This is a genomic window from Thalassotalea litorea (genome assembly GCF_043642205.1).
Lineage (GTDB): Bacteria > Pseudomonadota > Gammaproteobacteria > Enterobacterales > Alteromonadaceae > Thalassotalea_A > Thalassotalea_A litorea.
Genome location: NZ_JBHZSG010000002.1, coordinates 155221 through 167998, shown reverse-complemented (window position 1 = coordinate 167998; position 12778 = coordinate 155221). Strand labels below are relative to the sequence as shown.

The 12778-nt window shown below is 44.8% G+C and carries 14 protein-coding genes; 7 read left to right on the top strand and 7 right to left on the bottom strand.

Annotation, left to right across the window (positions count from 1 at the left end; genetic code table 11):
* The first annotated feature begins 35 nt into the window (after positions 1 to 35).
* Positions 36 to 437 carry a thiol-disulfide oxidoreductase DCC family protein gene (locus tag ACHUFQ_RS01885; RefSeq protein WP_394172461.1) on the top strand — a complete coding sequence of 134 codons (402 nt, stop codon included), beginning with the start codon at positions 36 to 38 and terminating at the stop codon, positions 435 to 437.
* 106 nt (positions 438 to 543) lie between these two features.
* On the top strand, positions 544 to 1401 hold the full coding sequence (locus ACHUFQ_RS01880) for an SDR family NAD(P)-dependent oxidoreductase (protein WP_394172459.1): 858 nt from the start codon (positions 544 to 546) through the stop codon (positions 1399 to 1401).
* A gap of 382 nt (positions 1402 to 1783) precedes the next feature.
* Here ACHUFQ_RS01880 and ACHUFQ_RS01875 read toward each other — a convergent pair whose 3' ends face one another.
* Positions 1784 to 2752, bottom strand: coding sequence for an NAD(P)H-quinone oxidoreductase (locus ACHUFQ_RS01875; protein WP_394172457.1), 969 nt, complete (start codon positions 2750 to 2752; stop codon positions 1784 to 1786).
* Between the two features lie 254 nt (positions 2753 to 3006).
* Between ACHUFQ_RS01875 and ACHUFQ_RS01870 the strand changes: the two genes are divergently transcribed.
* Positions 3007 to 3258, top strand: coding sequence for a hypothetical protein (locus ACHUFQ_RS01870; RefSeq protein ID WP_394172455.1), 252 nt, complete (start codon positions 3007 to 3009; stop codon positions 3256 to 3258).
* Between the two features lie 386 nt (positions 3259 to 3644).
* Here the strand turns inward: ACHUFQ_RS01870 and ACHUFQ_RS01865 are convergent, their stop codons facing one another.
* From ACHUFQ_RS01865 to ACHUFQ_RS01850, 4 genes are all read right to left on the bottom strand, one after another.
* On the bottom strand, positions 3645 to 3902 hold the full coding sequence (locus tag ACHUFQ_RS01865; RefSeq protein ID WP_394172453.1) for a hypothetical protein: 258 nt from the start codon (positions 3900 to 3902) through the stop codon (positions 3645 to 3647).
* A 22-nt stretch (positions 3903 to 3924) separates the two neighbouring features.
* Complete coding sequence (locus ACHUFQ_RS01860; RefSeq protein ID WP_394172451.1) at positions 3925 to 4152, bottom strand: PA3496 family putative envelope integrity protein; 228 nt, start codon at positions 4150 to 4152, stop codon at positions 3925 to 3927.
* A 290-nt stretch (positions 4153 to 4442) separates the two neighbouring features.
* A complete protein-coding gene (locus ACHUFQ_RS01855; protein ID WP_394172449.1) occupies positions 4443 to 4883 on the bottom strand; it encodes a hypothetical protein in 441 nt (146 codons plus the stop codon).
* 206 nt (positions 4884 to 5089) lie between these two features.
* Complete coding sequence (locus tag ACHUFQ_RS01850) at positions 5090 to 5449, bottom strand: MGMT family protein (RefSeq protein WP_394172447.1); 360 nt, start codon at positions 5447 to 5449, stop codon at positions 5090 to 5092.
* Between the two features lie 495 nt (positions 5450 to 5944).
* Between ACHUFQ_RS01850 and ACHUFQ_RS01845 the strand changes: the two genes are divergently transcribed.
* Positions 5945 to 6124, top strand: coding sequence for a hypothetical protein (locus ACHUFQ_RS01845; protein ID WP_394172445.1), 180 nt, complete (start codon positions 5945 to 5947; stop codon positions 6122 to 6124).
* A gap of 187 nt (positions 6125 to 6311) precedes the next feature.
* Here the strand turns inward: ACHUFQ_RS01845 and ACHUFQ_RS01840 are convergent, their stop codons facing one another.
* Positions 6312 to 7913 (bottom strand): FG-GAP repeat domain-containing protein, encoded by a 1602-nt coding sequence (locus ACHUFQ_RS01840; protein ID WP_394172443.1) that lies wholly within the window; start codon positions 7911 to 7913, stop codon positions 6312 to 6314.
* Between the two features lie 46 nt (positions 7914 to 7959).
* Entirely contained in the window at positions 7960 to 8649 is a 690-nt protein-coding gene (locus tag ACHUFQ_RS01835) for an SDR family oxidoreductase (RefSeq protein WP_394172441.1), read from the bottom strand.
* Positions 8650 to 8793: 144 nt separating this feature from the next.
* Between ACHUFQ_RS01835 and ACHUFQ_RS01830 the strand changes: the two genes are divergently transcribed.
* From ACHUFQ_RS01830 to ACHUFQ_RS01820, 3 genes are read left to right on the top strand one after another with little or no spacing between them, the layout of a single operon-like run.
* On the top strand, positions 8794 to 10383 hold the full coding sequence (locus ACHUFQ_RS01830; RefSeq protein ID WP_394172439.1) for a glutamate synthase-related protein: 1590 nt from the start codon (positions 8794 to 8796) through the stop codon (positions 10381 to 10383).
* Between the two features lie 53 nt (positions 10384 to 10436).
* Entirely contained in the window at positions 10437 to 11282 is an 846-nt protein-coding gene (locus ACHUFQ_RS01825; protein ID WP_394172437.1) for a peptidyl-prolyl cis-trans isomerase, read from the top strand.
* On the top strand, positions 11282 to 12265 hold the full coding sequence (locus tag ACHUFQ_RS01820) for a HupE/UreJ family protein (protein WP_394172435.1): 984 nt from the start codon (positions 11282 to 11284) through the stop codon (positions 12263 to 12265). The genes ACHUFQ_RS01825 and ACHUFQ_RS01820 overlap by 1 nt, the downstream gene beginning before the upstream one ends.
* The last annotated feature ends 513 nt before the right edge of the window (positions 12266 to 12778 follow it).

The following is a 12778-nucleotide window of genomic DNA, read 5'->3' as shown; positions in this document are numbered from 1 at the left end:
AGATAGGCCAAGACAGACAAGCCAAGGTAACTCAAATGAAACTGACAATATTCTATGACGGCCAATGCCCACTTTGCCTGCAGGAAATGCGGGCCTTACAGCGTAAAAACACAGAAAACCTAATTTATTTTATCGATATCAACCGTGTGGACTTTTCCGAGCTTTATCCTCATATTGATTTACAAAAAGCCCGCTCAATTTTGCATGGCGAAGATGAGAATAACAAACTTTTGCTGGGTCTTGACGTTACCTATAAAGCCTGGGCATTAGTCGGAGAGCGCTGGCGCGTTGCACCGTTGCGATGGCCCATACTGCGTCCTGTTGCGGACAAAGCGTATCTGGTGTTTGCGAAAAACCGATTTAATATTTCACGCTGGCTTACCGGACAGGAGCGACTTGACTGCAGTCAATGTGCCGATTTAAACAAAAGCAAATAAACCATCAAGCGCACGTAAGTTCATCCTGCTCATCAGATTTGCCAAACATAAGCTACGTGCTCAGTCTGGCCATTTTTGCCAACCCTACACCCTAAAAGGTTTTGCTATGTCTACGACTTTGATCATTGGCGCGAATGGCGCACTGGCAACGGCGATTGCGCAAGCAAAGGTTAGGTCAAACATCAACAAACTCGCGACCAATGAAGAGCCTGATACAGTGATCAGAGTATCACGTTCAGCTGCCCTACCCCGTATAGTTGTCGATACAAAAGACGTTCATGCCGAACATGCCAACCATGCCGAATATGCCAACCATGCCGAATATGCCAACGACGCCAACCAAGTACGGGATATTCAGTGCGATAATTCTATCGAGCAAATTCAACAAGTCTGTGCATCCCTAACGACTCAAAATGAGCACATTGACACCATTTATATTTGCAATGGCGTGTTACATGGCAAGTTGCCAGAGGGTGGCAGAACGCCAGATTCAAACCCTGATTTCTTTCCCGAGAAAAAAATCGAAGATTTAACGGTAGAGGCTTTGCAACATGTGATGAGCATTAATGCATTTTTGCCGGTATTATGGTTGCAACATTTGCTGCCATTGTTTGCCCAAAAACACCCATGTAAAATTATATGCTTCAGTGCGCGTGTTGGCAGTATCAACGATAATCGCCTCGGTGGTTGGTATAGCTACCGGGCATCAAAAGCCGCCTTAAACATGTTACTGAAAACCATCAGCATTGAATTTTCCCGGCGCTTTAAACACGTTAAGCTACTCGCATTCCACCCAGGAACAACGGACACACGATTATCCAAACCGTTTCAGGCTAACGTCCCTCAGGACAAGCTATTTACTCCGGAATTTGTGAGCCAACGTTTGTTGGATATCGTAGATAATTTGAGCTTTGATGGTGAACTCAGCTATTTAGACTGGAACCACAAGACCATTGATTACTGATCCTGAAAAATAAAACGAAAAGCTTCATTTTACATAGCTAGTCATTTTTTCGCGGACATTGCTTTTACGGGTATTGCTTTTGCGGACATAAAAAGCACAAATTTTTATTTATGGTGATCCATCTCGAACTTAGGCTCGTAAGGGTTAATAGAAGATGACGAATAGTCCATTACGATGCTCCTGAAAGCAACCGTGAAGCCTTTACGTCAACTTTCTACTTGAAACTCGCTCATTAACGTTCCCTGTGTTGTATTTCGGAGGCTTTATGCCTCCTTTTTCTTTTCTGATAGATTCGGTTTAGTGCTGCCTCGACCAAATTCAAACCAAATACAGGCAAAATATCAAACAGGCATCATGCCAACATCGGCCAAGCGATTTCCCATTAATTTACACGCAATACCAATTTGCCGATATTACGATTGTTCGCCATTTTTTGATGTGCAAGGTTTGCCTCCTGCCAAGGCATGACGGAATCAATGACGGGTTGTAACGTCTCATCACTCAATTTGCCACCAAAATCACGATTAAAGTTAGTAACCAGATTGGCTTTGTAATCATCGCTGCGATTTCTTAATGTCGATGCATATAAACTTAAGCGTTTTCCCAACATTTTCGCCATATCAAAATGCTGACTAAATCGCCCACCTAAAATAGCTAACGTGACAATACGTCCATCTAATGCCGCCACATCAATATTTTTCGCGACGTATTCCCCTGCCACCACATCAATAATGACATCAAACTGACAACGATGTTGTTTAGCCCAAACAGTAAAATCCTGCTGTTGATAATTAAGGACTTCATCGGCTCCCAACTTACGACAGGCTTTTACTTTTTCATCGCTACCCACGGTTGTCGTGACAAAGCAACCTGCAGCTTTCGCGAGTTGAATAGCGGCACAGCCCACACCAGATGCACCGGCATGAATTAAAACTCGCTCTTTGGGTTGCAATTTAGCTAAGGCGAACAAGCTTTGATAAGCCGTAAGAAAAGTCTCAGCAATCGCTGCGCCTTGCTCAACGCTCATGGTTTTTGGTAACGCCATTAAATGGCTAGCTTTGACCTTGGCATACTCCGCATAGCCGCCACCCGGCACCAGAGCGAAAACACGGCCACTAATCTGCCAGTCATTTACCTTTTTTCCTACCTCAACGATTTCACCCGAAACTTCAATCCCTAGTATGTCTGACTCACCAGGAGGGGGTGGATACTTACCGGCTTTTTGCAGTAAATCTGCACGATTAATGCCGATTGCCTGCACCTTTATTAAACATTCATCATCGCCAATTATCGGCTTATCGGTTTGCGATAAAACTAATGTATGGCTGTCATCTGTATGTAAATAGTGCACCTGAGCCTCTGTTATTATCTCGTAAACTTTTCAAATCATAACTGAATCTGATTAACAAAGGCCAATACTCTCTGACAAAGAGCAGACGAATATCCCAAAAAGCCTTATTGCTTGCGTTATGGCAACAGCCGGCCCTTAAACAACAGGTTCAATTCATAGCTAGTATAAATGGTGATTTTCATGGTAAAAAGGCCACTCAGTAAGCTGAGGCAATTGCATCAATATACGCAAAATTCCGCTAATGAGACGAAACAATGGCAAAACCCAATAAAAAGATGCCAGACAAAACGGTAAAAGTAATTTGTAACAGCTGTAACCAACTTTTGTTTAAATACAAAAAAGGGGGAACTGGGGCATTGATAAAATGCTTTAAAGAGCGAATCATCGAAGATAATACCAAGAAGCCAGGCATCTGCCCGAATTGTCAGGCGGAATTTGCCCGTGACACTTTAGTACGTGGCACGCCGGCATTTAAAATTATCGGCAACAAGGCGAAGCAGAAATAAATTGCGAGATCCCTACAACTGGGGCGGGATCTCACCAAAGATTGCAGGCCTCAGGTTTTAGACCAAACAAAAGCGTCTGAGCTTTGAACTCTGAACTCTTAACCCTGAAACCGGAAACCGGAAACCTAAATTCTTGAGATTCCGACAGCAGGGGTGGAATCTCGCGAAAGGTGGTACACACCGGCGAAAGCGGGGGCCGGTGACAGACTCAGCAAACTACGCTGAGTCTGGTTGACAATTCGAAATGAAATTTCGAACGGTGACAGCCCGCCATCGAAGATACCGGGCAGGGCTCAGGCCCTAGGTTTTAGAACAAACAAAAGCGCCTGAAACCGAAAACCTAAATTCTTGAGATTCCGACAGCAGGAGTGGAATCTCCCTTTCCGCTAATCTTTAGGAAGAGCCGAAAGCGTTTGGTAATCATTCATCTCTAAATCGTCATTAACGCAGGCCAGCAGATAACTCATCATTTCCTCTGTGGATACCTCATCCTCTTGTGCGTAAATTTTGCAGGTATCTAACACCTGTTCAATATAACTGGCAGGCGCCTCTTCCGCATATTCCAACTCATAAGCTTCTTCAGCAACGGCACTGAACGCAATAGCAGTGAACAAGCTAGCCACAAACACATTTATTTTTTTCATTTTTACACCTTTGGTATTCGTATTAAAGTTCTAGGTCGTAATAAAAGGAGCCTAATTCTCTTTCAAGTTGTCTTTGCTCGAGCAAAGAATCCAATCTCCGCTTGATTTTCAACTTGGTTTTGGCGGCTTTTTTTAATGCTTGTTTGTTTTTACTACCATAAGCAATTTCAAAACCCGCGAGGCCCGTAGCCTGATATTCATCATCATCAATTTCGGTTTCAAAATCATCATCATAGTCGTTACTATTCATCATGTTTCCTTAACAAAATTCACCATTGAATTTGCACAGATATTGATTTGAAATCAGGGATTTGAAAAGCAAATAATTTTCATTTTGACGATAAAAAGTATTTGTTAATAAGAAGGGAAATCTTGAGAACCCTGCCGCTGGGGAGGGTTCTCAAGAAAGATGGCAGGTCTCAGGTTTTAGAACAATCAAAAGCACAAGCAAAAAATCCTGAATCCTGAAACTGGAAACCGGAAACCTGAAACCTGAATCCTATTTTTTGAGATTCCACCGAGGGGATGGGATCTCGAAAACTACCTTACCAGTGCTATCTCATTTTCGGCATGGGCAATATAGCTTACGTACTCGTCGAGAATTTCCTGGGCCTTTTCTTCGGAACCAGCAACATCATTTAACGCTTTTCGCCAGGCGACAGAGTCTGGGTTGGTTTCCCAGGTCATGTCCTCGATGCCATTTTGCATATGCCAGATAACCAGTAAATCATAGTCGCCGGTGTGCATTTCCATAACCATTTCTGGCATTGGCGTCTTGGCTTTTTCTGAAGCTACCTGATAGTAATCGCGAATGATTTTTAACGCATCGTCACGTTTACCTATTTTGTAGGTGATCTTAACGACATTTTTCCATTTTACGCTGTCATCATAGCGCTTGCCTTCTTCAGCCATTGCCGGAGATAACATCAAAGAAGCGGCACAAATCATTGAGCCTGCGACAGTCAGTATTTTTTTTAACATAGAATCGTTCCTTATTTTTAAGGTGGATTCACAAGAAAGATGTAAGCATTTACTGGATGGGTTGTTGTTCACAACGGCTTAAAATGTAGATGTGCAACCTTACAACCTTGTGAATATTTTTATTACAACGTAATGATATAACTATAAAAATGTAGCCGAGATTTAGATGACTCGCTAATTGAGAATGGATTTATTACGCTTATCAATTAAAACGGCAGGGCTAATAATTCACCAATATCGGGTTGCCATTGAAACTCTGTCAGTTTGATCCGTCCAGACACGACAACGACGCCTTCATCCTGGAGTTTATTCAATTGTGTTTGATATTGTTGGCAGCCTTTAGCAAATGAGATTTTTCCCTGGCTATTTACCACCCGATGCCAAGGCAGGTTTTGTGATGCTGAGGCCAATTTAAGCGCCCTGCCCGCCAATCGAGCTCTACCGGGCAAACCTGCCAAATCGGCCAATTGGCCATAGCTCACCACTTTGCCCGCAGGCACCAGGGCGACCAGAGTCCAGATCCGTTGTACTTTGTCGTCAATCGTTGTTTGGGAGGATGTTGTCATAGGAGTAAGGTACATGAAGCAGAGGTTTCGTGGCAACACCTAACAACTGCCAGCATACCTTTACGTCATTCCAAGCCTAGCTGTCACTCACCCCGCGCTTTTGTTTTATTCCTTATTCCGTTCCCATCATTCCCAGATACTACTGGGAATTTAAAGCAAAAGCAGATCCCCTCTTTCGTGAGGATGACGGTTAGAATCGTGCCGACACCAAGCTCTTCCACCCGACGAAGTCTTACCTCTAAAAACAAAAAACCGGCGATTAAGCCGGTTTTTTATTCGCCCGCGCAGCCTTTCCGTCATTCCCAGATACTACTGGGAATCTAAAGCAAAAGAAGATCCCCACTTTCGTGAGGATGACGAGGTTTAGGATAACGAGGTTTAGGATGACTACCCTTTCCGTCATTCCCAGATACTACTGGGAATCTAAAACAAAAGCAGATCCCCACTTTCGTGAGGATGACGGTGTTGAGTGTGAGGATGGCGTAGGGAGTGAGGATGACGACCCTTTCCATCATTCCCAGATACTACTGGGAATCTAAAGCAAAAGCAGATCCCCACCCGCGCAGCCTTTCCGTCATTCCCAGACACTACTGGGAATCTAGAACAAAAGCAGATCCCCACTTTCGTGAGGATGACGGTGTGGGGGCGAGTGCGACGATGTGGGTGCGAGGATGACGGTGTGGGGGCGAGTGCGACGGTGTGGGTATGAGAATGACGATGTGGTTGCTAGGATAACGATGTGGGTGTGAAGATGACGTTGTTAAGTTTGAGGTTAACGGAGGAGCACTAGGTTGAACGTATCAGAGAGGAAATTCCATTTTGGGACTGCCAACGCCTGTGAATGTCTATATCCCTGACAGTTCTATTTGGCGCTAATAATCAACAAATCATCATGATATTGTTCAGCATCCTCAACACCGTAACGGACCAGTAACTCTTCTTTGCCATCGTGGTTTAAATCGTCACTGCTTAATAACACGCCATTTTGTGGTAATGGCAACGAAAATTTTTGTGCCCGGCTAGCGATATACTTATCGCCATTCACACCAGCGTATATTTTCAACCTGTTTTCGTCGGCGCTAAGAATAAGCTCCTTAAAACCGTCACCATCTAGGTCCGCCAGTTTTACCACAGGGGCGCCACTTTTGCCGGTCGAGAGACTAAATGTTAACTCGACTTCTTTACTAATGCTCTTTTTAAACGCGCCCGATTGTATGTCCTGCACATAGATAAGCACGTCCTGATCGACGCTACCACTAAGTAACGCACCAATAATTTGCGATACAGAAATATCAAATGAAGAAACCAGCACTTCCTGGCGAGCATCCTGATTAAGGTCAACAAACTCGATATCACCAACCGTCCCCTCACTCGCTAACACGGTATTAGGTTGTTGGCCGTAAACAATGCCTTGCTCGGTCTTTTTCCCCAGATAGACCTGATAGTCATTAGTTCGATCCAGCACCCCAGAGCTGGTACTATGGCGCACTACAAGATCCGTGATGCCATCACCATTGATATCATCCATACGTTCCAGGTTCTTGTGATCTAAGCTGCTCTGATCCAGGTTAGATCCATCGGCATTGCGGGTATCCCACCAGTTTTGTCCGGATATTTGCGAGTTAATGCTCACTTCGCTGGCTTGCGGGTCAAACGCATTGTCGTCCTGAGCATAATGTACCAGCAACTTCCCCGCATTTACCCAGGCAATGTCCGACTTGTTGTCCTGGTTCATATCCGCCAGAAACCACTTTCTTTGGGTATAGCTGACGCTGCTTTCAAACACCTCTACAATCGGGATCACCGGCAACTGCTGACTTCGATAGGAGACACTTTCTTTTGCATCGATTTTTGCCTTAGATTGCGACAGATAAATATTCACGCCATTAAAATCCGCCAGAGCAAAATCTGGGATCGTGTCCTGATTTAAGCGTTGCACAAAATTTGCGCGTTTGAGGTAATTAGAAGACGACTTGATCACGATAGAATTGACGTCCAATATGGGCTGAAATGGTGTCGATGGATGTTCAGGACGCAGCTCTACAATTTTTGAACTGGTTAAAAAATACAGTCGATTTAATGGCTTGGTCGGTGCCTTTGGGGTTAACACTCGGTTTTGTGATGTATCCTTTACGTTCAACCGGTCATTGAGATCGTATTCAGCATCGGTATCAAAGGAAAAATATTCAGAATCAATCGGCAAGTGACGATACAGTTCATATTGTGAAGAACGTTCATCAACCGCAAAAATAGCCAGTTGACTGCGGCCTTCATTCTCACCAATCAAAATAATTTCTTTACCCGGATTAGGGAGAAAGTTTCCCCGTATCGGGTCTTGGGATATTGAAAAAGGCGCAGAAATCGTCTGTGAGTTAAGGCTCAATTCTTCTGCCAAGCTGAGATTAGCAATAGATAAGATACTCAGTGTAATCAGCGACTTACAGATATTTCTCATTTTCATCATAATCCTTTCCCATAATCTATATGGATGTCAGCCTAATTCGACAAAACTACCAGGGCAATACATCACCATTTGAATGCCGGAATACACCACTGTCTTCCATCGTCAAACCGTCCATCAACGCCACAAGTCTTTTTGCCGCTATCTCGGCAGAAATATCACCGCGGCCATTAACCATATCCGTTTGTACGTAGCCCGGATGATAAATACCGACGGCTATACCTTTAGTATACAAGTCTTTGGCAAGAGACATCCCTGCAATGTTCAATGCCGCTTTTGACATACGGTAGCCGTAACGTCCACCTGAGGTATTATCAGTAATCGATCCCATTCTTGAGGTGATCAGGGCAATTTTGCTGCCTCGATGCAGATTTTGCTGCAATTTCTGACAAATGCGAAGTGGCGCCAGCGCATTGACCTGAAACTGCGCTTCAATTTGCTTTGTATCAAAATGCTCTAATGACTCATCTCTTAAGATACCGGCATTATTAATTAAAAGATCAATATCGACGCCAGACAATTTAGAGCAAAGTTGTTGTATATCTTGCTCTGCTGCAACATCAATGTTTTCAACGATCGTTAGTGAATATTGTTGAGACAGTTGCTTCAGTGCTGCTGATCCTTGCCGACAAACCGCGAAAACCCTATCTCCCCGATTTGCAAAAATGGTCGCCATCGCCAAACCGATGCCTCGATTCGCCCCCGTAATAACTACTACAGATTGATTAGATTCCAACATAATACGAGCATTCCTTAAAGGCTTAATAAGTAACGAGTTATTTCACAGAGTGTAATCCAGTGCCAGGGGCAATGTTAACCACATTCGAGAAATATTTTTTCGTTAGCTTCTATACTGTAAAAAGTAACGCTGAAAGGATCTGCTATGAAAAAACCCGTTATCGCAAATATTGTTCCGGCAAAGGTTGAGCTCACGGCAAAAAAATCGGTGTTTTTTTGTGCTTGTGGCCTGTCAGGTAATCAACCTTATTGCGATGGTTCACACGCATCAACAGCATTTAAACCGCTGAAAATCAGTAGTGATGAAGATAAGACAGCGTACCTGTGTCAGTGCAAGCAATCTGCGAACCTGCCCTACTGTGATGGCACTCATAAACAGTTTAGTAAAGACGATATCGGTAAGCCGCCAAAGTCTGAAGACACGGATGTCGAATCAACGAGCAACGCCAGCCAAACCAGTAAAACTGAGCCATCAGGCAAGCCGACGGCAACACCTACGCCTGAAGAGCCCACGGTCGCTTACATTCATGAATTAGCCAAACATGGTTTAAACAAATCTGGGCACCATGGCCCCATGGTCGCCATGGGTGTACCCAAAACTAAATTGCCACAATGGGATGATATCCAAATCATGGTAGCGCAACTGGCAAAGCAACCCTTACTCGATGATCGTAATGTCGACACGGATTTAGTCATCGGTAAACAAGCTCGTAAGCCGCTTAAATTATCCATCCCACTGCTGGTCTCAGATATGAGTTTTGGTGCGCTTTCCGAAAATGCCAAATTAGCCTTGGCAAAAGGCGCGGAACTTGCCGGCACCGGTATATGCTCAGGTGAAGGAGGTATGCTTGAAGCTGAACAACAAAGTAATTCCCATTATTTTTACGAATATGCCAGCGCTGGATTTGGTTATGATGAAGAAAAACTCAAAGACGTTCAGGCGTTTCACTTTAAAGCCGGTCAAGCTGCGAAGACCGGTACTGGTGGCCACCTGCCAGCAGATAAAAATACCGATTTGATTGCTAAGGTCCGAGGCATCGAGCCTGGTACCGATGCAATTTCCCCGGCAACGTTTGAACATTTACATACGGTAGAAGATTTTCGACGCTTTTCCGATCGGGTTAGAGAGATCACCGGCGGTATCCCTATCGGGTTCAAGCTAAGCGCAAACCACATTGAAGCCGACATAAAATTTGCAGTAGAAGCAGGTGCTGACTATATCATTCTTGATGGTCGCGGCGGCGGCACAGGCGCTGCACCAGCGTTATTCAGAGATCACATCAGTGTTCCAACCATTCCGGCACTTGCCAGAGCCCGGCATATTCTCGATAGAATCGACCCTCAACACAAAGTGACATTGATCATCACCGGCGGGTTGCGCACCCCAAGTGATTTCGTAAAAGCTTTGGCATTAGGAGCAGATGGTATTGCCCTCGCAAATTCTGCGATGCAGGCTATCGGTTGCGTTGGTGCGAGAATGTGTAATCTTAACAACTGTCCTGCGGGCATCGCCACCCAAGACCCTGAGCTCACTAAGCGGCTCAATGTTGAAACCGGTGGTGAACAACTCGCGCGTTTTTTCGCGGCATCCACCGAGCTTATGAAAATCATGGCGCGGGCCTGCGGCCATAGCCACCTGAATCAATTTAATCGATATGATCTGGCCAGTTGGCACCGACAAATGGCAGAGTTAGCCGGGATTGATTATGGCGGATTCAAAGCCACCCGATTGTAATATTCCTTAACCGAACCTATAAAAATTCCCATTAAATTAATGACTGATAGATTATGAAAATAACACGACTTATCAAAGAACCCTTAACTCACTTTATCGTTATCGCTGTTGGCTTGTTTTTCGCGTTTGATGTAATGAACGACAATGAGGGCGATGCACAGCATGTCATCAATGTCAGTAGTGGTCGAATCGAACAGTTACACCAACGTTTTGTCAAGGTCTGGCAGCGCACTCCGACTCAGGAAGAAATGGCATCGCTGATCGACAACTATGTTTTGGATGAAATCTATGCCCGTGAGGCAAGAGGCTTAGGACTAGATGTGAATGACGGGGTGATCCGCAAACGCTTGCGTCAGAAAATGGAATTTATGATGCAGGATATTACCAGTGCCCAGCCTCCAGCCCCTGAAGAATTAGCGCGCTTTTTTAACGAAAACCAAAAAAAATACCGGGAGCCGAATACCTATAGCTTTCAACAGGTTTTTATGAGCAATGACACACCAGAAAAAGTGGTCAATATGTGGGTGGGACAGCAACAACAACGTATTAACAAGGGCTTAGAGCCAGAAGGAACATCTTCTTTGTTACCAAAGTCATTGCAGAGCCAAAGCCTTACTATTGTAGCCCGGCAGTTTGGTAACGATTTCGCTCAGTCGTTAAGCGTTCAACCGATTGAACAATGGAGCGGGCCTATTAGCTCTGGCTACGGGTTGCATTTCATCTATATCAGCGATGTTCAGCATGGCTCTCTGCCTAATTTGTCACAGATAGAAGACAGCGTTTTGGCAGACTGGCGTTATCAAAAAAACCTCGCCAATCAAAAATCCTATGAGCAGGATTTACTCGACAGGTATCAGGTTAATGTCAATATGCCAACATTAGTGGCGGGAGATTACTAATGCTGGGGGTACGTCGATTTATATATGCATTGGTATTGATTGCCATAAGTCCGCTCGGGATTTGCGACGATATGCGTCCGGCGTCATTAACAATAAGTCATGGCAAAGACACAACCTATGATGTGATTTTCAAAGTGCCCGCCAAAGAAGGGGCAAGACTAAAACTCGACGTATATTTTGATAACGACACCGCCGAGCAAGGTGTCCCGTTGGGCTATTTCACCAATCAGGCATATGTCAGTAAATGGCAGATAACCCGTGATACGTTACAGGGACTTAATGTAAGTATTGATGGTTTAACCCAAAACTCCGCGGATGTCCTGCTGCGTATCATCGATAACCAAGGCAAAATACTAACCCGTGTTCTTAATGCTGACACGCAAAGCTTTCAGGTTGAGGACAGCTATCAGCAAACCAACACGTTTGTGCTTTATACCATACTTGGCATTGAGCACATTCTCATTGGTCTGGATCATTTACTCTTTGTTGCTTGTCTAATCTATATATCACGCACCGGTCGTAAGTTATTACTTACCATCACCGGCTTTACCATCGCCCATTCACTGACATTAATTCTGGCGACAACCAATACCATCAATCTTCCGATTGCGCCGGTGGAGGCGGTTATCGCCCTCAGTATCGTGTTGCTGGCCCTGGAAATCTATAAAAATCGAACCAATAGCATTACGCTAACCTACCCGGTTGCTGTATCGACCAGCTTTGGACTCCTTCATGGCTTCGGCTTTGCCTCGGTTTTAAGCGATATTGGTCTACCAGCGGACGAAACCTGGTTTGCCCTGTTAAGTTTTAATGTTGGTGTCGAAATCGGACAACTATTATTTGTTGCCGCCCTGTTTGTGGTGTTCTTTCTCTGTAAATTCCTGTTTAAGTCACTCACTCTGGACAAACTAAGATTTGCCGTCAGCTATGCCTGTGGCTCGGTAGCCATGTATTGGCTGGTACAACGGTTAGCGGCTTTTTGATCGTAATTAACTTTGACACGAAAGAGCAGATCCCCACCTGCTCTACCATCCCGTCATTCCCAGATACTACTGGGAATCTAAAACAAGAGCAGATCCCCACTTTCGTGAGGATGACGATGTTGAGTGTGAGGATGACGCAGGGAGTGAGGATGACGGCCCTTTCCGTCATTCCCAGACACTACTGGGAATCTAAAGCAAGAGCAGATCCCCACTTGCGTGAGGATGACGGTGTTGGTGTGAGGATGACGTAGGGAGTGAGGATGACGGCCCTTTCCGTCATTCCCAGATACTACTGGGAATCTAAAGCAAAAGCAGATCCCCACTTTCGTGAGGATGACGGCCCTTTCCGTCATTCCCAGATACTACTGGGAATCTAAAGTAAAAGCAGATCCTCACTTTCGTGAGGATGACGTAGGGAGTGAGGATGACGAGGTTTAGGATGACGGCCCTTTCCGTCATTCCCAGATACTACTGGGAATCTAAAGCAAAAGCAGATCCCCACTTTCGTGAGGA

Coding starts and splice junctions, on each gene's coding strand:
- ACHUFQ_RS01885 (WP_394172461.1), top strand. CDS start 36: ATGAAACTGACAATATTCTATGACGGCCAATGCCCACTTTGCCTGCAG.
- ACHUFQ_RS01880 (WP_394172459.1), top strand. CDS start 544: ATGTCTACGACTTTGATCATTGGCGCGAATGGCGCACTGGCAACGGCG.
- ACHUFQ_RS01870 (WP_394172455.1), top strand. CDS start 3,007: ATGGCAAAACCCAATAAAAAGATGCCAGACAAAACGGTAAAAGTAATT.
- ACHUFQ_RS01865 (WP_394172453.1), bottom strand. CDS start 3,902: ATGAAAAAAATAAATGTGTTTGTGGCTAGCTTGTTCACTGCTATTGCG.
- ACHUFQ_RS01860 (WP_394172451.1), bottom strand. CDS start 4,152: ATGAATAGTAACGACTATGATGATGATTTTGAAACCGAAATTGATGAT.
- ACHUFQ_RS01855 (WP_394172449.1), bottom strand. CDS start 4,883: ATGTTAAAAAAAATACTGACTGTCGCAGGCTCAATGATTTGTGCCGCT.
- ACHUFQ_RS01850 (WP_394172447.1), bottom strand. CDS start 5,449: ATGACAACATCCTCCCAAACAACGATTGACGACAAAGTACAACGGATC.
- ACHUFQ_RS01845 (WP_394172445.1), top strand. CDS start 5,945: ATGACGACCCTTTCCATCATTCCCAGATACTACTGGGAATCTAAAGCA.
- ACHUFQ_RS01840 (WP_394172443.1), bottom strand. CDS start 7,913: ATGATGAAAATGAGAAATATCTGTAAGTCGCTGATTACACTGAGTATC.
- ACHUFQ_RS01835 (WP_394172441.1), bottom strand. CDS start 8,649: ATGTTGGAATCTAATCAATCTGTAGTAGTTATTACGGGGGCGAATCGA.
- ACHUFQ_RS01830 (WP_394172439.1), top strand. CDS start 8,794: ATGAAAAAACCCGTTATCGCAAATATTGTTCCGGCAAAGGTTGAGCTC.
- ACHUFQ_RS01825 (WP_394172437.1), top strand. CDS start 10,437: ATGAAAATAACACGACTTATCAAAGAACCCTTAACTCACTTTATCGTT.
- ACHUFQ_RS01820 (WP_394172435.1), top strand. CDS start 11,282: ATGCTGGGGGTACGTCGATTTATATATGCATTGGTATTGATTGCCATA.